The 21883-nt window shown below is 62.8% G+C and carries 18 protein-coding genes, 1 other RNA gene and 2 pseudogenes; 11 read left to right on the top strand and 10 right to left on the bottom strand.

What is annotated here, in order from left to right:
• Positions 1 to 53: 53 nt before the first annotated feature.
• The gene (gene clpB / locus AYM40_RS11490; RefSeq protein WP_063496335.1) at positions 54 to 2651 is read left to right on the top strand and encodes an ATP-dependent chaperone ClpB; all 2598 of its coding nucleotides are present in this window, start codon (positions 54 to 56) and stop codon (positions 2649 to 2651) included.
• A 182-nt stretch (positions 2652 to 2833) separates the two neighbouring features.
• Here clpB and AYM40_RS11485 read toward each other — a convergent pair whose 3' ends face one another.
• On the bottom strand, positions 2834 to 3379 hold the full coding sequence (locus tag AYM40_RS11485; RefSeq protein WP_420488448.1) for a YidB family protein: 546 nt from the start codon (positions 3377 to 3379) through the stop codon (positions 2834 to 2836).
• Between the two features lie 37 nt (positions 3380 to 3416).
• The gene (locus AYM40_RS11480; RefSeq protein WP_063496333.1) at positions 3417 to 4010 is read right to left on the bottom strand and encodes a ComEA family DNA-binding protein; all 594 of its coding nucleotides are present in this window, start codon (positions 4008 to 4010) and stop codon (positions 3417 to 3419) included.
• Here AYM40_RS11480 and AYM40_RS40200 point away from each other — a divergent pair.
• Together AYM40_RS40200 and AYM40_RS11475 are read left to right on the top strand one after the other, a co-directional pair.
• Entirely contained in the window at positions 4009 to 4245 is a 237-nt protein-coding gene (locus AYM40_RS40200; protein WP_148662161.1) for a hypothetical protein, read from the top strand. The genes AYM40_RS11480 and AYM40_RS40200 overlap by 2 nt on opposite strands.
• A 76-nt stretch (positions 4246 to 4321) precedes the next feature.
• Positions 4322 to 4486 (top strand): annotated as a pseudogene (locus AYM40_RS11475) (MerR family DNA-binding transcriptional regulator); the annotation flags it as partial.
• A 31-nt stretch (positions 4487 to 4517) separates the two neighbouring features.
• On the opposite strand, the gene AYM40_RS11470 reads toward AYM40_RS11475, so the two are convergent.
• The 7 genes and pseudogenes from AYM40_RS11470 to trxA all read right to left on the bottom strand — a co-directional run bounded on the left by AYM40_RS11470 (position 4518) and on the right by trxA (position 11838).
• Positions 4518 to 5897 carry an MATE family efflux transporter gene (locus AYM40_RS11470; protein WP_063496332.1) on the bottom strand — a complete coding sequence of 460 codons (1380 nt, stop codon included), beginning with the start codon at positions 5895 to 5897 and terminating at the stop codon, positions 4518 to 4520.
• A 2-nt stretch (positions 5898 to 5899) separates the two neighbouring features.
• A complete protein-coding gene (locus tag AYM40_RS11465; protein WP_063496331.1) occupies positions 5900 to 7657 on the bottom strand; it encodes an ArnT family glycosyltransferase in 1758 nt (585 codons plus the stop codon).
• Positions 7658 to 7961: 304 nt separating this feature from the next.
• Positions 7962 to 8228 carry a type B 50S ribosomal protein L31 gene (locus tag AYM40_RS11460; protein WP_028196650.1) on the bottom strand — a complete coding sequence of 89 codons (267 nt, stop codon included), beginning with the start codon at positions 8226 to 8228 and terminating at the stop codon, positions 7962 to 7964.
• Between the two features lie 264 nt (positions 8229 to 8492).
• A complete protein-coding gene (locus AYM40_RS11455) occupies positions 8493 to 9326 on the bottom strand; it encodes a M90 family metallopeptidase (protein WP_063496330.1) in 834 nt (277 codons plus the stop codon).
• Between the two features lie 15 nt (positions 9327 to 9341).
• A pseudogene (locus AYM40_RS11450) lies at positions 9342 to 9830 on the bottom strand (MFS transporter); the annotation flags it as partial.
• A gap of 164 nt (positions 9831 to 9994) precedes the next feature.
• Positions 9995 to 11263, bottom strand: coding sequence for a transcription termination factor Rho (rho, locus tag AYM40_RS11445; protein WP_006048863.1), 1269 nt, complete (start codon positions 11261 to 11263; stop codon positions 9995 to 9997).
• 248 nt (positions 11264 to 11511) lie between these two features.
• Positions 11512 to 11838 carry a thioredoxin TrxA gene (trxA, locus tag AYM40_RS11440; protein ID WP_054039468.1) on the bottom strand — a complete coding sequence of 109 codons (327 nt, stop codon included), beginning with the start codon at positions 11836 to 11838 and terminating at the stop codon, positions 11512 to 11514.
• Positions 11839 to 12281: 443 nt separating this feature from the next.
• On the opposite strand from trxA, the gene ffs reads away from it, so the two are divergent.
• The 8 genes from ffs to AYM40_RS11400 all read left to right on the top strand — a co-directional run bounded on the left by ffs (position 12282) and on the right by AYM40_RS11400 (position 20684).
• Positions 12282 to 12380, top strand: an RNA gene (ffs, locus tag AYM40_RS11435) — signal recognition particle sRNA small type.
• 222 nt (positions 12381 to 12602) lie between these two features.
• The gene (locus AYM40_RS11430; RefSeq protein ID WP_063496328.1) at positions 12603 to 15278 is read left to right on the top strand and encodes a DNA polymerase III subunit gamma/tau; all 2676 of its coding nucleotides are present in this window, start codon (positions 12603 to 12605) and stop codon (positions 15276 to 15278) included.
• 62 nt (positions 15279 to 15340) lie between these two features.
• On the top strand, positions 15341 to 15667 hold the full coding sequence (locus tag AYM40_RS11425) for a YbaB/EbfC family nucleoid-associated protein (protein ID WP_007182071.1): 327 nt from the start codon (positions 15341 to 15343) through the stop codon (positions 15665 to 15667).
• A gap of 125 nt (positions 15668 to 15792) precedes the next feature.
• Positions 15793 to 16389 carry a recombination mediator RecR gene (gene recR, locus AYM40_RS11420; RefSeq protein WP_063496327.1) on the top strand — a complete coding sequence of 199 codons (597 nt, stop codon included), beginning with the start codon at positions 15793 to 15795 and terminating at the stop codon, positions 16387 to 16389.
• 122 nt (positions 16390 to 16511) lie between these two features.
• Positions 16512 to 17744, top strand: a complete 1233-nt coding sequence (locus AYM40_RS11415; protein WP_063496326.1) for a CaiB/BaiF CoA transferase family protein — start codon at positions 16512 to 16514, stop codon at positions 17742 to 17744.
• 47 nt (positions 17745 to 17791) lie between these two features.
• Positions 17792 to 18829 carry an ABC transporter substrate-binding protein gene (locus tag AYM40_RS11410; protein ID WP_063496325.1) on the top strand — a complete coding sequence of 346 codons (1038 nt, stop codon included), beginning with the start codon at positions 17792 to 17794 and terminating at the stop codon, positions 18827 to 18829.
• 105 nt (positions 18830 to 18934) lie between these two features.
• The gene (locus tag AYM40_RS11405; protein ID WP_063496324.1) at positions 18935 to 19747 is read left to right on the top strand and encodes an ABC transporter ATP-binding protein; all 813 of its coding nucleotides are present in this window, start codon (positions 18935 to 18937) and stop codon (positions 19745 to 19747) included.
• A 112-nt stretch (positions 19748 to 19859) separates the two neighbouring features.
• Positions 19860 to 20684, top strand: coding sequence for an ABC transporter permease (locus AYM40_RS11400; RefSeq protein ID WP_063496323.1), 825 nt, complete (start codon positions 19860 to 19862; stop codon positions 20682 to 20684).
• Between the two features lie 106 nt (positions 20685 to 20790).
• Here the strand turns inward: AYM40_RS11400 and AYM40_RS11395 are convergent, their stop codons facing one another.
• Entirely contained in the window at positions 20791 to 21765 is a 975-nt protein-coding gene (locus AYM40_RS11395) for an NADPH:quinone oxidoreductase family protein (protein ID WP_063496322.1), read from the bottom strand.
• Positions 21766 to 21883 lie beyond the last annotated feature (118 nt).

Raw genomic sequence — 21883 nt, 5'->3', positions numbered from 1 at the left:
AACCTGCGTAAAACGCCTCAATTTGGTGGTAATCGAAAATTGGAGGTCTCTTGATGAGAATCGACAAACTTACCACTAAATTTCAGGAAGCACTGGCCGACGCACAGAGTCTTGCCGTCGGTCATGACAATCAATACATCGAACCGGTTCATGTCCTGTCGGCGCTCATCGCCCAGCAGGACGGTTCGGCGCGTTCGCTGCTCTCGCGTGCCGGCGTCCATGTGCAGGCACTGCAAACCGCGCTGAACGATGCCATCACGCGCCTGCCGCAAGTGCAGGGCACCGACGGCAATGTGCAGATCGGCCGCGAACTGACCGGCTTGCTGAACCAGGCGGACAAGGAAGCACAAAAACTCGACGACACGTTTATCGCGAGCGAGATGTTTCTGCTTGCGGTCGCTGACGATAAAGGCGAGGCCGGCCGTCTCGCGCGTCAGCACGGTCTGTCGCGCAAGTCACTGGAAAGCGCGATCGCGGCGGTGCGCGGCGGTTCGCAGGTGCATAGCCAGGACGCCGAAAGCCAGCGCGAAGCGCTGAAAAAGTACACCGTCGATCTGACCGAGCGTGCGCGGGCGGGCAAGCTCGACCCCGTGATCGGCCGCGACGACGAAATCCGCCGTTCGATCCAGATCCTGCAGCGCCGCACCAAGAACAATCCGGTGCTGATCGGCGAACCGGGCGTGGGTAAGACCGCGATCGTCGAAGGGCTCGCGCAGCGGATCGTCAACGGCGAAGTGCCGGAAACGCTCAAGGGCAAGCGCGTGCTGTCTTTGGACATGGCGGCGTTGCTGGCCGGCGCCAAATACCGCGGCGAGTTCGAAGAACGCCTGAAGGCCGTGCTGCACGACATCGCGAAGGACGAAGGCCAGACCATCGTCTTCATCGACGAAATCCATACGATGGTTGGCGCGGGCAAGGCCGAAGGCGCGATGGACGCGGGCAATATGCTCAAGCCGGCGCTCTCGCGCGGCGAACTGCATTGCGTCGGCGCCACCACGCTCGACGAATATCGCAAGTACATCGAAAAGGACGCCGCGCTCGAACGCCGCTTCCAGAAGGTGCTGGTCGACGAACCGTCGGTCGAGGCAACCATCGCGATCCTGCGCGGCTTGCAGGAGAAGTACGAACTGCATCACGGCGTCGATATCACCGACCCGGCGATCGTCGCCGCAGCCGAATTGTCGCATCGCTACATCACGGATCGTTTCCTGCCGGACAAGGCCATCGATCTGATCGACGAAGCTGCTTCGAAGATCAAGATGGAAATCGACTCCAAGCCGGAAGAGATGGATCGGCTCGACCGTCGATTGATCCAGTTGAAGATCGAGCGCGAAGCCGTCAAGAAGGAAAAGGACGAAGCGTCGCAAAAGCGTTTGCAACTGATCGAAGAGGAAATCGAGCGCCTCGACCGCGAATATTCGGATCTCGAAGAAATCTGGACCGCGGAAAAAGCGGCGGTGCAGGGCAGCGCGCAGTTGAAGGAAGACATCGAGAAAACGCGCGCGGAAATCACACGCTTGCAGCGCGAAGGCAAGCTCGAGAAGGTTGCCGAGTTGCAGTACGGCAAGCTGCCGGGTCTCGAGGCGCAGTTGAAGGAAGTGACCAAGGCCGAAGCGAACGAGCAGAACAACCCGACCCGGCCGCGTCTGTTGCGCACTCAGGTGGGCGCAGAGGAAATCGCAGAAGTCGTCTCGCGTTCCACTGGCATCCCGGTGTCGCGCATGATGCAAGGCGAGCGCGAAAAGCTGCTGCAGATCGAAGAGAAACTGCACGACCGCGTGGTCGGTCAGGACGAGGCGATCACCGCGGTGGCGGATGCGATTCGCCGCTCGCGTGCGGGTCTGGCGGATCCGAACCGGCCGTACGGCTCGTTCCTGTTCCTCGGGCCGACCGGTGTGGGTAAAACCGAACTGTGTAAGGCGCTGGCGTCGTTCCTGTTCGATTCGGAAGATCATCTGATCCGCATCGACATGAGCGAATTCGTGGAGAAGCATAGCGTCGCGCGGTTGATCGGCGCGCCGCCGGGCTACGTCGGTTACGAGGAAGGCGGTTATCTGACCGAAGCCGTGCGCCGCAAGCCGTACAGCGTGATCCTGCTCGACGAAATCGAGAAGGCGCATCCGGACGTGTTCAACGTCCTGCTGCAGGTGCTCGACGACGGCCGTATGACTGATGGCCAGGGTCGTACCGTGGACTTCAAGAACACGGTGATCGTGATGACGTCAAACCTCGGCTCGCAGGTGATTCAGGCGATGGTCGGCGAACCGCAGGAAGTGGTGAAGGACGCGGTCTGGGAAGAAGTGAAACTGCATTTCCGGCCCGAGTTCCTGAACCGGATCGACGACGTCGTGGTGTTCCATGCACTCGATCGTTCGAACATCCAGTCGATCGCGCGGATTCAGCTGCAACGTCTGCAAGAACGGCTTGCCAAGCTCGACATGCAACTGCTGGTGTCGGACGCGGCGCTCGAGCACGTCGGCAAGGTCGGCTACGATCCGCAGTTTGGGGCGCGGCCATTGAAGCGTGCGATCCAGCAGGAGATCGAGAACCCGGTCGCCAAACTGATACTCGCCGGGAAGTTCGGTCCGAAGGATGTGATTCCGGTCGAAGTGGAAGACGGCAGGCTGGTATTCGACCGCGTCGTGCACTAAGCGACAGGCGTTCGGCAGACCTTAGGTAGACCTTAGGTAGGAAGTGGCTGCGGTACAAGCCGAGCCTCCCAAACGCATTTGCCAAACGCGTCTGCCAAAAATCAGAAGCGGCAACGAAGATGACTTCGTTGCCGCTTTTTTTTCGCCTTTTGGCGGGTGCTCAGGACATCTGACGAGGCCGCTTACGCGTTGCCCTTGCCGAACAGTGCCGACAGACCGCCAAGCGCGCCGAGCACAGTCGTCGAATTCAGTGTGCCTTCGGCGGGCACTTCGCCTTCCGGCGTCGCTGCGTTGACGACGTGCGGCAGAATCTGCGACAACAGGCCCGTGACCTGATCCGGCTGCACGCCAGCTTTCGCCGCGAGGCTGGCGACAGCATCCGAGCCGAGCACGCTATGGAGTGCATCGGGTGTGATCGGCTGGTTCTCACCGTTACCGACCCACGACGACACAACGTCGCCGAGCCCCTTTTCCCTGAAGCTGCTGATCAGGCCGTTCAGGCCGCCCGGCTGGCTGTTGACGAATTCGAGTGCGGCGGAAACCAGGGCTTGCTGGCCGCCGTCTTCGGGCGATTTGCCAACCAGGGAACCGATAGTGTCGAGTAGGCTCATGACGGACTCTCTTGAATGCCGACGCGTGCTTGACGGGTCGGCGGGTGAAAACGCTGCGCGGTTGCGCGGCGTTGGGGAGGCGGGACGGACGGCGACGGGGCGGCTTATATGCGCCATCGCGCGATCATCGCGCTGCCGATGCTCAAGCCAAATATTACGCGCCGGAGGCTGCGGCAGCCGATGCAGCCTTGCTCGTCTTCGCCTTCTTCTTCGAGGCCTTGGTGCCGGACGCGTCGGCCGGCGTGCTGGCTGCGGCGGCCGTAGCCGGTGCCGAAGCGGCAGCCGCGCCGGATGCCGCGGCCTTGCTCTTCTTCTTCGATTTCGATGCCTTTGTGCCTGACGCTTCGGCCGGCGCTGCGGTCGCCGTCGGGGCCGGTGTCGCGGCCGGCGTGGTGGCAGCGGGTGCCGCCGCCGGTGCCGCCTTGGTGCTCGCGGCGCCGGTCGACTTCGCGGCTGCCTTGGCGCCGGTCGGCGGTGTGGACGAGCCGTTGACGGTCAAACCCGCCGCTTCGAGATTAGCCACTGATTTGGTGCCGAGGCCTTTGACGCGAGTAGAGAGATCGTCAGCATCCTTGAACGGGCCGTTCTTGGTGCGTTCGTCGATGATCGCTTTCGCATGCACCGGGCCGATACCCTTGACCGATTCGAGCGCGGCCTGATCGGCGGAATTCACTTCGACGGCAGCCGCAAATCCGGCCGACAGCGACAAAGCCAAAGCAACGCAAAGCATCAAAAGCTTCTTCAGCATGGCAAGCACTCCATTGAGGGCGAAAAAGTTGGCCGCAAAGGGAAAAACTCGGGACGACGCAGCCTGTCAGCAGGCGCTGCGCTTAAGCATAGAACAAATTGCGCGCCCTTATTTGCAAACGCCGACGATTTATACCGATCGATTCATGACAAGTAAATCAGGCTGGACAATATTTAAAGCTTTTGCCTGGCGATTAAGCAGTATTGAGTTTATCGATCAACGCAGCGAGTCGTAAAAATGACAGTCCGGACAAATGACAGCGTCTTCCACTTGACTTGGAGTGCACTCGAAGTCCCAACCTGAGTTCCGTCATGTCGAAAATGTCAAAGGCACTCACCATCGGCGAGGTCGCCGGGACGATCGGCGTCTCCACCCACACGCTGCGCTACTACGAACAGGCCGGCCTGATTCGGGCGGTTGGGCGCACGCAGGCGGGGCATCGCCTGTATTCGCCGGCCGAGCTGGGCTTTCCACGAAGGGGGCAATTTTGCGGCGATCTCCGTCGCGTCAAACCGCCGAATCCACCCTGACCACCGGCTCGGCGCGCAAATACCGCTTGCTCACGCCACGCCAGTACAACAGCAAACCGATGCCGGCAATCGCCAGGCTCGCCGTATTGGCGACCCAAAAGCCGCGCGCGCCGGTCAGCCATTCCGGCGTGGTGCCGGAAACATTGAAGCCGAGCAGATATCCGCCGCCGAGTCCCACGCCCCACAGCGCAACCGCATAGATGACGGTTGGCACGACCGCCACTTTGTACGCGCGCAGCACGAACGCGGTGGTGATCTGCAAGGCATCGAACAGGTGATAGCAGACGACGATCAGCACCAGCGGCATCGCTGCCGCCGCGACCTGCGCATTCGGCGTATAGCCTTCGATCACATACGGCCGCAGCACCAGCACGATCGCGCCGTAACAGCAGGCGATCGCCACGGCCATCATGATGCCGTGCCGCGACAGCGTGCGCGCCGCTTCCGGGCGATGCGCGCCCAGTGCCTGAGCGACCAGCGTAGACGAAGCGATCCCGATCGACAGCGGCGTCATGTAGAGCACTGCGCCGATGTTGCCTGCGATCTGGTGTCCGGCGAGCGTCGTTGTGCCAAAGCGTGCAATGAAGAGCGCCATGAACGTGTACGAGGTGACTTCGATCAGGTACGACAGACCCATCGGAATGCCCAGGCGCAGCTGCGCCGCTTGCCGGCGCCAGACCGGCCAGCAGAAGTGCGCAAAGATCGCGAACGGCTTGAAAACGTAGACGCGTGTCAGCAGCAGCATCCCAACCACGGCCAGCCCCCAGTTGATCGCGGTGCTGGCAAGCGCACAGCCCGGCCCGCCGAGCGCCGGCACGCCGAGTCCGCCAAAGATGAACCATGTGTTGAGCGGAAACTTGAGCAGCAGCGCGCCGATCTGCAGGATCATCACGAGCCGCGGTTTGCCGACCGCATTGGTGATCGAGCTGTAGACGCGAAAGGCGAGGCCGGCCGGCAAGCCGAATGCCAGAATCTGCAGGTAGGCGACCGTGCGCTCATGCAGCGCTTCGGGCACACGAGCCAACTGCAGCACCGGCCCTGGAAAATAGAGAATCAGAAAGCCGATCACGGTCAACGCGAGCGCGAGCCACAAAGCCTGGCGCACTTCTTCGCCGATCTCGACGTACCGGCGCGCGCCATAGAGTTGCGCGGTGATCGGTTGCAGCGCGGTGAGGATGCCGGTCAGGCCGATGTAGACGGAAATATAGATCGACGAGCCGAGGCCGAGTGCGGCGAGATCGACGGCCGAATAGCGGCCGACCATCGCCGTGTCGATTACGCCGAACGCGATGATCGCCAGCTGGCCGATCAGCACAGGCCATGCGAGCCCGGCGATTTTTCGCACGTCGGCGAACATGATCAGTCTGGCTTTTTATGCCAGCTGCGGCGTTTGACGACTGGCGGCTTCGGACGGTCGATCCGCACATACAGGCGGAAGCGTTCGTCGCGGTCGGCCACGCGGCGGCCTTCCCACACCAGCTTCCACATGAAGTCCGACATCGCGCTCGGATCGCCGAAGTCCTGGGTGTCCTGACGCAGGATCACGTCGCAGTCCTCGTTGAACGAGAAATGCATATCGCCGAAATAGGCGAAAGTCGCGATCTGCGCGTTACCGAGGCGCACCGGCGAGATACAGGTGTAGTCATCCGGCAGATGGCTTGCGATCTGCTGGGCGACGTCCTTATAGGTCCGGCTGTAGTTGACGACCGGCAGCCACAGCGTCATCAGCAGCACCCACATCAGCGTCGTGCCGGCGCTCGAGAGCACCACGCTGCGCCACAGAACTTTCGGATGACGGGCGAGGCGCCATTGCACTAGCACGAACCAGCAGATCGTCACGGCGACCGCGCACATGAACGACAGGATCTTGAACTGCGGCGCAAAACCCGGGGCGAGACGCGCGAGGTTGCGCGCGAGCGGATGCGGGAAGCCGGTCAGCCCGGCGATGTACACCAGCCAGACGAAGCTGCCGAGGATCGTGAAGCTCAACAGTGCGAACCAGTCGATCGCATTGATCGCGCCGCGTTTGAGCGTGGGCAGCGCGAAGGTGGCCAGCACTGCGAGCGGCGGCAGCAACAGCATGTAAAGCCGGTTCGACTGATGGCTCTGCAACACGACCAGAGCCAGCAGCGGCCCGATCACCGACAGCGGAATCGCCACGTGCGGTGCGCGCCGCAGGCCCGACCAGCTGAACCACGCCCAGAGCGCGAGCGGCCAGGCCGGCCACGTGAAGAGCGGGAGATTCTTGAGCGCGTAGGCGGCCACCGAGCCGGGCGGCCCGGCGAATGACGACAGGCTGACGTGCACCCACTGGTTCAGATACCAGACGGCGTCATCGGGATAGGCGGCGAGCGCGGCGATCGGCCACGCAACCGACAGCAGGAGCGCCACTGGCAAACCGGCCAGCAGCAGCCAGCGCGTACGCGCGTTGCGCACGATCAGCGCCATCGCGAGGGTGCCGAGCAACAGCGCGCCGACCAGCACGGGGGTGCTGGAGAGCGCAACCAGACCGAGCGCCAGGCCCCAGATCAGCGCGCCCTGGATCGGCTTGTCGATCATCCGCACGAGCCCATAGACGAGCATGGCGATGCCGAAGAACTGCGCCAGTTGCGGCGTGGTTTCGTGGCCGCGCTCGGCAAGGCCGAAGCAGGCGAGCAGGATCAGCAGCGCGCCATCGGCGAGGGTGCGGCCGTAGTCGCGCGGTTCCGGCTCGCCGCCGAACGCGTATTTGAACGGCTGCACTTCGGCGCGCCGGCCGAGCAGATAAGCCGCATACCAGACGAATGCACAGGCCGCGCAAAACAGCAGGCCCGTAAACACGCGTGAGGCATTGCTCGCGTCGACCCACGGCGCGAGCGCGCGGATCGCGCTGGCGCCGAGCCAGTAACCGAACGGCCCGTCTTCCGTCATGTACTTGCCGACCAGGTTCGGCAACAGCCAGTCGTGCGTGCCGCCGTTCGCCATCGTCCACATGACGCCGAAGCCGGCTGCGTCCTCGTTCTTCCACGGATCCCGGCCAAACAGGCCAAAGAAGGCATAGACGATACAGATGGTCAGCAGCAGCCAGCGCGGCAACGCACTGGTCGCGGAGGCAGTGAGGCGAACGGCAGGTCTCATGCGGTGTGTGGATATCGGATAAGCGGTGCAGCCGGGACCAGACGGAAAGTCCGGCGGGAATGGCCAATTTGGAGCATCCGGCATTGTAGTCGTGCCGTGCGCTGCGCGTCACGGCCGGTAACGGCTGGCAACGTGAATGGGATGCCTGTAACACGGCGCCGCAACGGGCGACGAATCGCCGGGCGACGCTTCGCATCCGGGCGTCCAGAGTCGGCGACAAAAAAAGGCGACAAAAAAGGGCAGCGTGAGCTGCCCTTTTTCGCTGCTGCTTCGTTGCAGGCCAAGGCCGGCGACGAAGCGGGTATTACTTCGCTGCTGCCTTGCCGGTAGCGCGCGTGCCGAACTTCTTGTTGAACTTCTCGACGCGGCCTGCCGTGTCCATGATCTTTTGTTGGCCGGTGTAGAACGGATGCGATTCCGACGACACTTCGATCTTGGCGAGCGGGTAGGTCTTGCCGTTGAATTCGGCGGTTTCACGCGTCTGGATGGTCGAGCGCGTCACAAACTTGAAGTCGATCGACATGTCGACGAACAGGACTTCGCGGTAATCCGGGTGAATGCCTTCTTTCATGGTCTTTCCTTTAATCTGGCGGTAGCCAACCCGCGTGCAGCCGCTATGAAGGCGGACAGCATCTAGGCGCGAGCCACTTGCCTATGGTCGAAAAACGACGATTATGCCAGAAAATCAGTCGCTTGACGACCTTTCTACGACCTTTTTGCCCGTCTTTTGCCGCGTTTTCGCCGCCTTTGCGCCGGTTGTTTCTCGCCGGCTGGTGCGTGGCTGGAGTGGCGCCCCTCCACCGGCACGCCCTTGCGTGGTGGCGCGGCAGACCTCTCAGGCCGGCGGGAAAGTCAACCCGGCCCGCGCCGGATCCTGGCGGTAATACCGCGCCAGCAAGCGGTATAGCTCGGGATATTCCGCCTCGAAGGCGTGCGGCTGGACGAACAACGCTTCGCTGCAAACGGCAAAAAATTCCGACGGATGGTCCGCCGCATACGGATCGATCAGCGAATCGCGCTCGAAACGTGCCCAGCGCCGATCCGGCACCGCGTCCACTTTGGCGCAGAACTGGTCGTAGGCATGGTCGAAAATGTCGGCCCATGCCTGTGAATCGAGCGGTGCATGCCAGCGGCGCATGAGCGGTGGATGGCCGTCCGCCTCGCCGGTCAGCATGTCGATCTTGTGCGCGAATTCGTGAATCACAACGTTATAGGCGTCCGTGCCGCCGGTCATCTGCGCGTCTTCCCATGACAACACCACCGGGCCGCCTTCCCACGCTTCGCCGCTCGCGTCGTGCTCGACCTCGTGCACCACGCCGTCTTCGTCCTCGACCGTCTTGCGGATCACGAACTCGCCCGGATAGACGATCACGCCGACCCAGCCGCGATACAGGTCGAGGCTCAGGTTCAGCACCGGCAAACACGCTTGCGCGGCGATCGCCACGGTCATGGCGTCGGTTAGCTCGAGGTCGTGCGCGGTTGAAAATTCCTTTTGCGCGATAAAAAGGCTGGTCAGCTCGCGCAGACGCACGCGATCCGGCGCGTCGAGGTGGGCGAGGAACGGCAGGCCGTCGAGCGTGGCCTGCCAGAGGGCGTCCTCGATCGCGTAGTCGCGCAGCGCGCGGTCGCGGCGGCGCGTGCCGAACCATTGGGTGAGTTTCGAGAGCATGGCCTGATGAAACCTTTAGTCGATCTGTTTTTGCCGCGCGGCGAACATGCCGCCGCATATCGCAATGCCGATCAGAAAGTAGAAGCCGTCCAGCGATGTCAGGAAGCTAGCCTGCTGCGTCACCGTCCGGCTGATTTCGACCAGCGCAAGCGCATGTGCCTCGGACGGCGAGCCGCCGGCTGCGCTCAAGCCACTGGTCAGCGCCGCAAGCGAATTCTGGAACAACGGATTGTACGGATTCACGAACTTCGCGAGGCGAGCTTGATGCAGTGCCTGCCGATGTTGTTCGACGATGATCACCGAGGCCGTCGCGAACGAGATCGTCAGTTGCCGCACGATGTTTTTCAGCCGGTAGCCGTGCGTGAATTCTTCAATAGCGAAGATTCTAAACGTCAGATTGGCGACCGGCAGCACGATGAACAGCAGCAAGCCACGCAGCAGCATGGGCGCGATCAGCGCGGCCTGGCCGACGCCCGGCGACATGCGCGTCATCCACAACGGTGCGCGAGAGGATGTGGCGCTCATGCGGAGTTCGCCGGCATTTGAATCGGGCGGCAGTTGTTTGTCGTTGCACATGCCGCGGACGAAAAAAAACCGCTCGTTTGCAGCGAGCGGCTTTCTTCTGCGATGCGGGTAGTTGCTCCCGGCGCAGCGTTGCGGCTTAAGCGTTAGCTGCCGCCGCCACGACGCATCATGTCGAAGAACTCGGAGTTGCTCTTCGTCTGGCGAATCTTGTCGAGCAGGAATTCCATCGACTCGACTTCGTCCATGTCGTGAATGAACTTGCGCAGCACCCAGATCTTTTGCAGCACTTCGGGCTTGATCAGCAGTTCTTCACGGCGCGTGCCGGACTTGTTCAGGTTGATCGACGGATAGACGCGCTTTTCAGCAAGGCGACGCTCCAGGTGCACTTCCATGTTGCCGGTGCCCTTGAATTCTTCGTAGATCACGTCGTCCATGCGGCTGCCGGTTTCGATCAGCGCCGTACCGATGATGGTCAGCGAACCGCCTTCCTCGATATTGCGCGCCGCGCCGAAGAAGCGCTTCGGACGTTGCAGCGCGTTCGCGTCGACACCACCCGTCAGCACCTTGCCCGAGGCCGGCACGACTGTGTTGTACGCACGCGCAAGACGCGTGATCGAGTCGAGCAGAATCACCACGTCGTTCTTCATTTCGACGAGGCGCTTGGCTTTTTCGATCACCATTTCGGCGACCTGGACGTGCCGCGCAGCCGGTTCGTCGAACGTGGAGGCGATCACTTCGCCGGCCACCGAACGCTGCATTTCGGTCACTTCTTCCGGGCGTTCGTCGATCAGCAGCACGAACAGCACGACATCCGGATGGTTTTGCTTAATGGCGTGCGCGATGTGCTGCAGCATCACGGTCTTACCGGACTTCGGCGAGGCAACCAGCAGACCGCGCTGGCCTTTGCCGATCGGCGCGATCATGTCGATGATGCGGCCCGTGACGTTTTCTTCGCCACGCATTTCACGTTCGAGCAGCAGCACCTTGTTCGGGTGCAGCGGCGTCAGGTTTTCGAACATGATCTTGTGCTTCGAGGCTTCCGGCGGCTGGCCGTTGACCTTGTCCACCTTCACCAGCGCGAAATAGCGTTCGCCGTCTTTCGGCGTACGCACTTCGCCTTCGATCGTGTCGCCCGTGTGCAGGTTGAAGCGGCGGATTTGCGACGGGCTGATGTAAATATCGTCCGTGCTGGCGAGATACGAGGTTTCCGGCGAACGCAGGAAGCCGAAGCCGTCCGGCAGCACTTCGAGCGTGCCGTCGCCGAAGATCGTGTCGCCCGTTTTGGCTCGTTTTTTTAGAATGGCAAACATCAATTCCTGCTTGCGCAGGCGGTTTGCACTTTCGATCTCGAGGCCATTGGCCATCTCGATCAATTCGGACACGTGCAGAGTCTTAAGCTCGGATAAATGCATACGGAGAACCCGCAGGAGAAGGTGCGACGAAATGAAATCTGGGAGGAGAGTGAGCGGAACCGCTCAAGGACTTACACGTCTTTTCGACGTTTTGCGGATTCTAGCATAGCACACGCCAATTTCCGCCAGTGCGACGGCATGGCATCTTTCTTATTTATCAGGCGTGTTGTCGCTGGACAACACGCCTAAGACAGCGCGCCTATAGGTCTCAAGGGAATCAGGAGCACCCCGACGCGCCGGGCGCCGCTTTACAGGTTGCCGTCGAGGAACGCGGTGAGTTGCGACTTCGACAGTGCGCCGACCTTCTGCGCGGCGACAGCGCCGTTCTTGAAGAGGATCAGCGTGGGGATGCCGCGCACGCCGAACTTGACCGGCGTCGATTGATGTTCGTCGACGTTGATCTTGGCGATCTGCAGGCGATCGGCGTAATCCTTGGCGACTTCGTCGAGGATCGGCGCGATCATCTTGCAGGGACCGCACCATTCAGCCCAGAAATCGAGCAGCACGGGTTTATCGGATTTCACGACGTCCTGTTCGAACGATGCGTCGCTAATATGCTTGATTGATTCGCTCATTGTATGAATACCTCTATCGGTTCGAGGCCCGCCTGAATTGCTCGCCACGATACGTCAAAATCTAGGGAAACTTCCATTCGCTTTGCCGCAACCGGAGCCTTGCCGGCACACCCCTGAAAAGGTCGAAAAACCCTGTCCGGAATGTGTGGAAAGCTCGCGCTTGCGGGTCATCCGTATGGCAGTTTAGCTTAATTCGCTATGCGTTGCCGGTGGTGATAGTACTCATCAAGGGCAGTGGGGCCAATGGCCGCCGGTGCCGTGTCACTCCGTTTTAACAACCGCGACGCAGTCTATCTGGAGACAGGCAGCGCAAACTCAAGTACCCGAACGCGTACTGCCGGGCTGCTGCCTATATAGTGCGAAGCGCCTGATTCGGCGCGTCGATGTCGGTTTGGCCGTATTAACAGTCGCGCGACGGCCCAAGCGGTGATAGAATGTTTCGTGACGGGCCTCCTCGCATGGAGGGATGGTCAACCTGGTCAGGTCGGGAACGAAGCAGCCACAGCCGTTTTCCACCAGTGCCGAGGGTCAGGCTCGTCACCTTCTTTTTTTTTGTCCGCGTTTTCGTCGCATTTTCGTCAGTAGCACCTCCCATCTCCTGTTTTGCCTTAGGCATGCCTCACAGGCGCTGCAGCGGCATTCCCCGCGCGCTTCATCTATTTTTTTCTATCGGTCCGTTAGCCAGTTTCAATGAAGCGGCAACACGCGTTCGTGCGCCGTCTCGATTCGGTTTTGCGCGCCATCGTTACTGATACAATTTCCGGATGACCTATCAAGTTCTCGCACGCAAATGGCGGCCGAAGGATTTCGCTTCGCTCGTCGGACAGGAGCACGTGGTGCGCGCGCTCACGCACGCGCTCGACGGTGGCCGTCTGCATCACGCCTATCTGTTTACCGGCACCCGCGGCGTCGGTAAGACCACGCTGTCGCGCATCTTCGCCAAGGCGCTGAATTGCGAAACCGGCGTGACCTCCACGCCGTGCGGCGTGTGCCGCGCGTGCCGCGAAATCGATGAGGGCCGCTTTGTCGATTATGTCGAGATGGACGCGGCGAGTAACCGCGGTGTCGACGAAATGGCGGCGCTGCTGGAGCGCGCGGTTTACGCACCGGTCGACGCGCGCTTCAAGGTCTACATGATCGACGAAGTGCACATGCTGACCAACCACGCCTTCAACGCGATGTTGAAGACGCTGGAAGAGCCGCCTTCGCACGTCAAATTCATTCTTGCTACTACCGATCCGCAGAAGATTCCGGTCACGGTGCTGTCGCGCTGTCTGCAGTTCAACTTGAAGCAGATGCCGGCCGGGCACATCGTGTCGCATCTCGAGCACATTCTCGGTGAAGAGAAGGTGCCGTTCGACGCCCAGGCATTGCGCCTGCTCGCGCGCGCGGCCGACGGCTCGATGCGCGACGCGCTCTCGCTCACCGATCAGGCGATCGCCTATTCGGCCAATCAGGTGAATGAAGAAGCGGTGCGCGGCATGCTCGGCGCGCTCGATCAAAGCTATCTGATTCGACTGCTCGACGCGCTGGCCGATGGCGACGGCGCCGCCGTGCTGGCGGTCGCGGACGAGATGGCGTTGCGCAGCCTGTCGTTTTCGACGGCGTTGCAGGATCTGGCGAGCCTGTTGCACCGAATCGCGTGGGCGCAGTTCGCGCCGTCGTCGGTGTTGGACGAGTGGCCGGAAGCGGGGGATCTGCGTCGTTTCGCCGAAGCGTTGAGCGCCGAGCAGGTGCAGTTGTTCTATCAGATTGCGACCATCGGCCGTAGCGAACTGGGTCTCGCGCCCGACGAATATGCCGGTTTTACGATGACGCTGCTGCGCATGCTGGCGTTCGAACCGGCGCCCATCGGCGGTGGCGGCGCGACTGCCGCGCGTCCGGCAGGGCCGGCGGGGGTGGGTGGCGCTAAACGCGCTGGCTCGCCGGCGGTCGCTGCGCAACAGGCGGTGGCGCCGTCGCGTGCGGTTGAAGCTGCTGCTGCCGTGCCGGTACGCTCGCCTAATCCGCTGGCGGAAACGAAGCCCGCCACGGCCGATTCGCGGCACCTGGCGTCGGCGGGGGCTGCTGAAAATGCTGACACGCCGAAGGCATCTACTGGTGAAGCAGCAATCGTTTCCAGGTCCGTAGCTGTATCCGCATCGGCCTCTGGCGAAGCGAGCGCGGCGCCTGCGCCCAAGGCGGCCGACGTCATCGTCGCACCGGCTTTAGCGCCGTGGCAGGAAGAGGCTTCCGCCGAACCGATTCCGAGCGATCCGATGTCGGCACCTACGGACGCGAGCGCGCCCCGAGGGGCCCCGATGCCCGAAGCAACGCCCCTGGCGTCGGCAGTCGTGGCGACCGAACCGATCGCAGCACCGAAAGTAGCGACCGCGCCGGCTTTGGCACCGTGGGACGACGCACCCACCGAGCCAGTCCCGAATGAATCACCCGCTGCGGCCGCTTCTCAGGAATCGGCGCCCGCGTCTTCGCTCGCTGCTCCGGCCGCAGCCGCGTTCGCACAGGCAGAAGAGGCCGCACCCGCGCCGGCATCGCAAGAATCGCCGCCCGCGGCCAACATTCCGCCCCGCCGTGCAGGCGGCGCGGCCGACGCGCTCAATGTATTGCGCAGCGCCGGCTTGAAAGTGTCGTCGGACCGTGGCCGCGCCACGGCGGCAGCCACCGCCAAGCCGGCAGCAGCCCCGGCTACGCCGAAGCCTGCCGCACCGCGCGTTGTCGTCAATGTGCCGACGCCGGGCGCCCCGCGCCGCGCGCCGCAACAAGACGCAGCTGCGGGCGCGCGTGCGCCGTCGGCGCAGGCCCAGGAGCAGACCGGCTCGTCGAGCGCGCCGTGGGACGACATGCCGCCCGACGAATACATGCCGCTCACGGCAGCGGACGAGGGCTACTACGGCCTGCCGGACGACAACTACGTGCCGGTGTTCGACAGCGGACCCGACGACGTCCGCGTGAACGCGGCGCCTGCGTCCACACCTGCACCAGCGGTCGACAAGCGGCCGTTGCCGCCCGCCGTGCCGCTCGATCCGCTGGGTTTTCAGGGCGACTGGCCCGCGCTCGCCGTCGACCTGCCGCTCAAGGGTATTTCGTATCAACTCGCGTTCAACAGCGAACTGATGGCACTCGAAGGCGGCACGCTCAAACTGAACGTGCCGGTGCCCCAGTACGCGGAAGCCTCGCAGGTCGCTAAACTGAAAGCCGCGCTCGCTGACAGGCTCGGCCAGACCGTCGACGTATTGGTCGAAGTCGGCCCGGCGCGCCGCACGGCGGCCGCGCACGACGCCGCCATGCGCGCCCAGCGCCAGCAGGAAGCGGAGCGCGAAATCGGCGCCGATCCGTTCGTGCAGTCGCTGATCCGCGAGTTCGGCGCGAGCATCGTGCCCGGCTCGATTCGGCCGATTACGCAGGACGCCGGCCCGAACGGCGCGCCGTCCGTCCACTGATTCGCCGCGCCCTGTGGCGCACCCGATTTCCGGATTTCACGCTATCAAGAAGGAGCATGTCCATGATGAAAGGCCAACTCGCCGGGCTGATGAAGCAGGCCCAGCAGATGCAGGAAAACATGAAGAAGATGCAGGAGCAGCTTGCATTGATCGAAGTCGAGGGGCAGTCGGGCGCCGGTCTCGTCAAGGTGACGATGACCTGCAAGAACGACGTGCGCCGCGTGTCGATCGATCCGAGCCTGCTCGCCGACGACAAGGACATGCTGGAAGACCTGGTCGCCGCTGCGTTCAACGACGCCGTGCGCAAGGCCGAAGCCACCGCTCAGGAAAAGATGGGCGGTATGACTTCGGGTCTGCCGTTGCCGCCGGGCTTCAAGCTGCCGTTCTGAGCGACGTCGCTGCAAGAAGAAGGAGAAGGACTCACGCCGCTGCGTTGACCGCGGCGTGATAACCGCATCGCCACCCGCGTACCGGACCCTACCAGGCAACACCCACTTCGACACCGCCGATCCGCATGAAACAACCTTCCGCCTTGTCGGCGCTCGTCGAAGCGCTGCGCGTGCTGCCCGGTGTCGGGCCTAAGTCCGCGCAACGCATGGCGTACCACCTGATGCAGCACGACCGCGACGGCGCCGAAAAACTCGGCCGCTCGTTGCTGTTCGCGACTGAACATCTGCAGCACTGCGAGAAGTGCAACACCTTTACCGAAGCGCAGATCTGCGAGGTCTGTCTCGACGAGGAGCGCGATCCGGCGCTGTTGTGCGTCGTCGAGACGCCCGCCGACCAGATCATGCTCGAACAGACGATGACCTATCGCGGCCTCTATTTCGTTCTGATGGGGCGGCTCAGTCCGCTCGACGGCATCGGTCCGAAGGAAATCCATTTCGACCGGCTGGTCAAACGCGCTTCGGACGGCATCGTCAAGGAAGTTGTGCTCGCAACCAATTTCACCAATGAAGGCGAGGCCACCGCGCATTACCTCGGGCAGACGCTCAAGGCGCGCGGTCTTGCCGTGACGCGCCTCGCGCGCGGCGTGCCGGTGGGCGGTGAACTCGAGTATGTCGACGCCGGCACCATCGCCCGTGCGATGCTCGACCGGCGCTCGATGTAGCGCGACGTCACGGAAAGCGCCACGTCGCGGCGCCTGCCATGTCTGAGCGAGCCGCGCGAGACCGGTCCGCATCGCCTCGCGCCGCGCGCCGCCTTGGCAAGAACAGAACACAGAGGAGACACATGAGCGTCAACCCCGATCCCAGCGCCACCGCCACGCCGAAAGGCCCGCTTGCCGGCGTCAAGGTGCTCGAACTCGGCACGCTGATCGCCGGCCCGTTCGCCGCGCGCTTTCTCGGCGAGTTTGGCGCCGACGTCATCAAGATCGAAGATCCCAAAGGCGGCGACCCGCTGCGCAAGTGGCGCAAGCTCTATCCGGAAGTCGGTGGCACGTCGCTGTGGTGGGCCGTTCAGGCGCGCAACAAGAAATCCGTCACGATCAATCTGAAAGCCGAGGAGGGCAAGGAGATCGTGCGGCGTCTGGCGAAAGAAGCCGATATCGTCGTCGAAAATTTCCGGCCGGGTTTGTTGGAGAAGCTCGGTCTCGGTTATGACGTCTTGTCGGCGGAGAACCCGGGGCTCGTGATGGTGCGTCTGTCCGGCTATGGCCAGACCGGGCCGTATCGCGACCGGCCTGGATTCGGAGCGATCGCCGAATCGATGGGCGGTTTGCGCCACATCACCGGCTACCCGGATTTGCCGCCGCCGCGCATCGGCATTTCGATCGGCGATTCGATTGCCGCGCTGCACGGCGTAATCGGCGCATTGATGGCGCTGCATCACAAGCAGGTGAACGGCGGCAAAGGGCAGGTCGTCGACGTCGCGCTGTACGAGGCGGTCTTCAACATGATGGAGAGCGTGGTGCCGGAGTACGGCGTGTACGGCATGGTGCGCGAGCGTACCGGCGCGTCGCTGCCGGGCATCGTGCCGTCGAACACATATCCTTGCCGCGACGGCAGCATCGTGATCGGCGGCAATAGCGACCCGATCTTCAGGCGCTTGATGATCGCCATCGAACGAGAAGATCTGGCGAACGATCCCGCGTTGGCGCACAACGACGGCCGCGTGCCGCGCACGCAGGAAATCGACGGCGCGATCGCCGCGTGGCTCGCCACGCGCACCATCGACGAGGCACTCGCCGTGCTGAACGCCGCCGACGTGCCGGTCGGCCGTATTTACAGCGTCGCGGACATGTTCACCGATCCGCAATTCATGGCGCGCCAGATGATCCAGCGCTTCAAGTGGCAGGACGGTCAGGAAATCACGCTTCCCGCGGTGACGCCGAAGCTCTCGGAAACCCCCGGCGAAACGCGCTGGCTAGGCCCGGAACTGGGTGAACATACCGATGAAGTCCTGCAATCGCTAGGTTATGATTCTGACCACATTGCAAGGTTGCGTGCGCAACTGATTGTGTAAGTGAGCGCGCTGCAAAAAAGACAACAAAAGTTTGGAGACAACAGACCATGCAACGCAGAACCTTCCTCGCGGGTACCGCCGCGCTCGCGGGCGCCACGTTCGCTGCCACGCCGCTGGCCTTCGCGCAGGGCAAACCTGAAACCACCAAGGTGGCGATCGCCGTCGGCGGCAAGAATCTGTTCTATTACTTGCCGCTCACGATTGCCGAGCGCCGCAATTACTTCAAGGACGAAGGGCTCGACGTCGAAATCTCGGATTTCGCCGGCGGCTCGCAAGCGCTGAAGGCGGCAGTGGGCGGCAGCGCGGATGTGGTCTCCGGCGCGTTCGAGCACACCTTGCTGCTGCAGGCGCAAAAGCAGTCGTTCCGCGAATTCGTGCTGCAAGGGCGCGCGCCGCAGATCGTACTCGCGGTCTCGAAGAAGGCGATGCCGAACTACAAGTCGATCGCCGATCTGAAGGGCAAGAAAATCGGCGTCACCGCGCCGGGTTCGTCGACCTCGATCATGGCGAGTTTCGTGCTGGCGAAAGCCGGGCTGACCGCGAAAGACGTCGCGTTCATCGGTGTGGGCGCAGGGGCGGGGGCGATCGCGGCGCTGCAGTCGGGCCAGATCGATGCCATCGCCAATCTCGACCCGGTGATGACCAAGCTCGAACGCAGCGGCGAGATTCGCGTCGTATCGGACACGCGGACCTTGGCCGACACGCGCAGCGTGTTTGGCGGCGACATGCCGGCGGGGTGCCTGTACGCGTCGCAGAGCTTCATCACGAAGAATCCGAACACCACCCAGGCGCTGACCAATGCGATGGTGCGCGCACTCAAGTGGTTGCAAACGGCGACCGGCAGCGAGCTGATCGACACGGTGCCGGAAGGCTATCTGCTCGGCGACCGCGCGGTGTATCTGGACGCGTGGCAGCACGTGAAGGAAGCGATGTCGCCGGATGGCCTGATGCCCGCCGACGGCCCGGCCACGTCGCTGAAGACCTTGCAGGCATTCGATCCGAACGTGCAGGGCAAGCCGATCGATTTGTCGAAGACGTGGACCAACGACTTCGTCAAGAAAGCGCTGGCGACGGTCAAGGCCTGAGCGCCGTAAGTGTGGAGCCGGGGGCGGCACGTGCCGCGCTTGCCTCAACCATCGCCGTCATGACGGCATGACAAACCGAAACCGATCTTCGAAGCGAGTCGAACGATGACCGTTGCCGCCCTGGCGCTCGACAACATCACCTGCACGTTCGCTGCGCGGGACAACCGCGCGCAGCGCTATACGGCGGTCAAGGATACGACCTTGCGCATCGCGCCGGGCGAATTCGTCTCGGTGGTCGGCCCGACCGGTTGCGGCAAATCCACCTTGCTGAACGTCGGCGCGGGTTTGCTGGGGCCGTCGTCGGGCACGATCAGTGTATTCGGCGAGCCGCTCAAGGGGATCAACCGGCGCGCCGGCTATATGTTCCAGGCTGACGCACTGATGCCGTGGCGCTCGGCCATCGACAACGTGATGGCCGGCCTGGCATTCCGCGGCGTGCCGCCGGCCGAAGCGCGCAGCAAAGCCGACGAATGGTTGAAGCGCGTGGGCCTCGGCGGTTTCGGCGACCGCTATCCGCATCAACTGTCGGGCGGCATGCGCAAGCGCGTCGCGATGGCACAGACGCTGATCCTCGATCCGGACATCATCCTGATGGACGAGCCGTTTTCCGCGCTCGATATCCAGACGCGTCAGTTGATGGAAAACGAGTTGCTCGACCTGTGGGCCGCCAAACGCAAAGCGGTGCTATTCATCACGCACGATCTCGACGAAGCGATCTCGATGTCCGACCGCGTGGTGGTGCTGTCGGCGGGGCCGGGCACGCATCCGATCGGCGAATTCACGATCGATCTGCCGCGTCCGCGCGACGTCGCCGAGATCCGCGCGCATCCGCGTTTCGTCGAATTGCATGCGCAGATCTGGAGCGTGCTGCGCGATGAGGTGCTCAAGGGCTACCAGCAGCAACTGACGGCCGTTTAATCGCGGCTCACGGTCGGGTCTCGCAGTTGGGTGACACATTTGCGTCTTGCTGTTGCGTTCGCAAGTTACGTTCGGCAGTAGCGTCGATCAATCGTCTAAGGCAAACCGAGTCATGTGGAAGACGTTACGCCCGAACCGGGCGAACCTGGTGATCTGGCAGTGGCTGCTGCTCGTACTGTGCTTCGTGCTCTGGTACGTGCTGACCAGTCCGACACTGCTGCCGCCGTTCTATTTCGACGACCCGAACAAGGCCGCGTTCTTCTTCGGCGAGCCGCAGAAGGTACTGCAGCGCATCTGGGAGTGGTTCACGGGCGGCGAAATCTATCTGCACCTGTGGATCACCCTCGTCGAAACGGTGCTCGCGTTCGCGCTCGGCACCGCGCTCGGACTCGGCGTCGGTCTGTGGCTTGCGCTGTCGCCGCTCGCGAGCGCGCTATTCGATCCCTATATCAAGGCGGCCAACTCGATGCCGCGGGTGATTCTTGCGCCGATCTTCGGCGTGTGGTTTGGCCTCGGCATCTGGTCGAAGGTGGCGCTAGGCGTCACGCTGGTGTTCTTTATCGTGTTCTTTAACGTCTACCAGGGCGTGAAGGAAGTGAGCCCGGTTGTGCTCGCCAACGCGCGTATGCTCGGCGCCAACCGCAAGCAGTTGCTGCGTTTCGTCTATCTGCCAAGCGCGATGAGCTGGGTGTTTTCGAGCTTGCATACATCGGTGGGCCTGGCGTTCGTCGGCTCGGTGGTGGGGGAATATCTCGGCTCGGCGCGCGGCGTCGGCTATCTGATTCTGCAAGCCGAGGGCACTTTCGATATCAATACCGTGTTCGCCGGCATTCTGGTGTTGACGGCGTTCGCGCTGATTCTCGATGCCATCGTCGGGCTGGGCGAGCGGCGGCTGATGAAGTGGCAGCCAAAGTCGGGTGATACGGAAAAGCTGTAGGCACACGAGCGCTGGGCGCAGCAAAAACGGCGCGCGGTTTTAAAACCTCGCGCCGTTTTCATTTGTCGCTCGATGAAGCGCACGTTGAGCGCGCGACGGCTAACGGTTAAGGCGTAATCACTACCTTCCCGATCACGCGCCGCTCGGCCATGTCGCGCAACGCGCGGCCGGTGTCTTCGAGCGAATAACGTTCCGATACATAGGGCTTGAGCTTGCCTTCGCCAATCCAGCCGGTCATTTGCTGGAACGCGGCGTGATTGTGCTGCGGCTCGCGTTTCGCAAAGTCTCCCCAGAACACACCGACCAGACTTGCGCCTTTGAGCAGCGTCAGGTTGAGCGGCAACTTCGGGATCTCGCCATTTGCAAAGCCGACCACCAGATAACGACCGCGCCAGCCGATGCTGCGAAACGCCGGTTCCGCATACACGCCGCCGACCGGATCGTAGATCACGTCCGGACCCTTGCCATCGGTCAGCGCCTTGATGCGCTCGCGCAGATCTTCGGTGCTGTAGTTGATGGTCGCGTCCGCGCCATGCTTCACGCAGGTGGCGAGCTTCTCGTCGCTCGACGCCGCCGCGATCACGCGCGCACCGAGCGCCTTGCCAATCTCGACCGCGGCAAGCCCGACGCCGCCCGCCGCGCCCAACACCAGCATCGTTTCACCGGCCTTCAACTGGCCGCGGTCGACCACTGCGTGATGCGACGTGCCATAGGCGAGCGTGAACGCGGCGGCCAGTTCGAATTCGACGCCGTCCGCCAGCGGCACGCACGCCTCGACCGGCGCCAGGGCCTGCTCGGCAAACCCGCCTGAGCCGGTGAACGCGACCACCCGCGAGCCCGGCCTGAACTGCGTCACCCCGGCGCCGACCGCGCGCACGACGCCCGCGACTTCCGAGCCGGGCGTAAAGGGCAGGGGCGGTTTGAACTGGTACTTGTTCTCGATGATCAGCACATCGGGAAAGTTGACCGCCGCCGCTTTGACGTCGATCACGACGTGGCCGGGTGGCGGCTCGAGGTCAGGCAGATTTTCGACGACCAGGCTCTCCGGCGGCCCGTATTGATTGCAGCGAATCGCGCGCATCGTGTCTCCATATCGATCAGGGTTCCCCAAGGGACTTCCTTCGGGGCATCGCAACTATTCTGAGTGTAAAACAATCAGCACGACCGTGCGTTTTTATTGCTCGAAGCCGGCTGCCTGT

The sequence above is a fragment of the Paraburkholderia phytofirmans OLGA172 genome, from assembly GCF_001634365.1.
Classification (GTDB): Bacteria; Pseudomonadota; Gammaproteobacteria; order Burkholderiales; family Burkholderiaceae; genus Paraburkholderia.
The sequence above is the reverse complement of the archived record's forward strand: the minus strand, read 5'-3'. Positions and strand labels throughout refer to the sequence as shown.

Coding starts and splice junctions, on each gene's coding strand:
- clpB (WP_063496335.1), top strand. CDS start 54: ATGAGAATCGACAAACTTACCACTAAATTTCAGGAAGCACTGGCCGAC.
- AYM40_RS11485 (WP_420488448.1), bottom strand. CDS start 3,379: ATGGCGCATATAAGCCGCCCCGTCGCCGTCCGTCCCGCCTCCCCAACG.
- AYM40_RS40200 (WP_148662161.1), top strand. CDS start 4,009: ATGGCAAGCACTCCATTGAGGGCGAAAAAGTTGGCCGCAAAGGGAAAA.
- AYM40_RS11480 (WP_063496333.1), bottom strand. CDS start 4,010: ATGCTGAAGAAGCTTTTGATGCTTTGCGTTGCTTTGGCTTTGTCGCTG.
- AYM40_RS11470 (WP_063496332.1), bottom strand. CDS start 5,897: ATGTTCGCCGACGTGCGAAAAATCGCCGGGCTCGCATGGCCTGTGCTG.
- AYM40_RS11465 (WP_063496331.1), bottom strand. CDS start 7,657: ATGAGACCTGCCGTTCGCCTCACTGCCTCCGCGACCAGTGCGTTGCCG.
- AYM40_RS11460 (WP_028196650.1), bottom strand. CDS start 8,228: ATGAAAGAAGGCATTCACCCGGATTACCGCGAAGTCCTGTTCGTCGAC.
- AYM40_RS11455 (WP_063496330.1), bottom strand. CDS start 9,326: ATGCTCTCGAAACTCACCCAATGGTTCGGCACGCGCCGCCGCGACCGC.
- rho (WP_006048863.1), bottom strand. CDS start 11,263: ATGCATTTATCCGAGCTTAAGACTCTGCACGTGTCCGAATTGATCGAG.
- trxA (WP_054039468.1), bottom strand. CDS start 11,838: ATGAGCGAATCAATCAAGCATATTAGCGACGCATCGTTCGAACAGGAC.
- AYM40_RS11430 (WP_063496328.1), top strand. CDS start 12,603: ATGACCTATCAAGTTCTCGCACGCAAATGGCGGCCGAAGGATTTCGCT.
- AYM40_RS11425 (WP_007182071.1), top strand. CDS start 15,341: ATGATGAAAGGCCAACTCGCCGGGCTGATGAAGCAGGCCCAGCAGATG.
- recR (WP_063496327.1), top strand. CDS start 15,793: ATGAAACAACCTTCCGCCTTGTCGGCGCTCGTCGAAGCGCTGCGCGTG.
- AYM40_RS11415 (WP_063496326.1), top strand. CDS start 16,512: ATGAGCGTCAACCCCGATCCCAGCGCCACCGCCACGCCGAAAGGCCCG.
- AYM40_RS11410 (WP_063496325.1), top strand. CDS start 17,792: ATGCAACGCAGAACCTTCCTCGCGGGTACCGCCGCGCTCGCGGGCGCC.
- AYM40_RS11405 (WP_063496324.1), top strand. CDS start 18,935: ATGACCGTTGCCGCCCTGGCGCTCGACAACATCACCTGCACGTTCGCT.
- AYM40_RS11400 (WP_063496323.1), top strand. CDS start 19,860: ATGTGGAAGACGTTACGCCCGAACCGGGCGAACCTGGTGATCTGGCAG.
- AYM40_RS11395 (WP_063496322.1), bottom strand. CDS start 21,765: ATGCGCGCGATTCGCTGCAATCAATACGGGCCGCCGGAGAGCCTGGTC.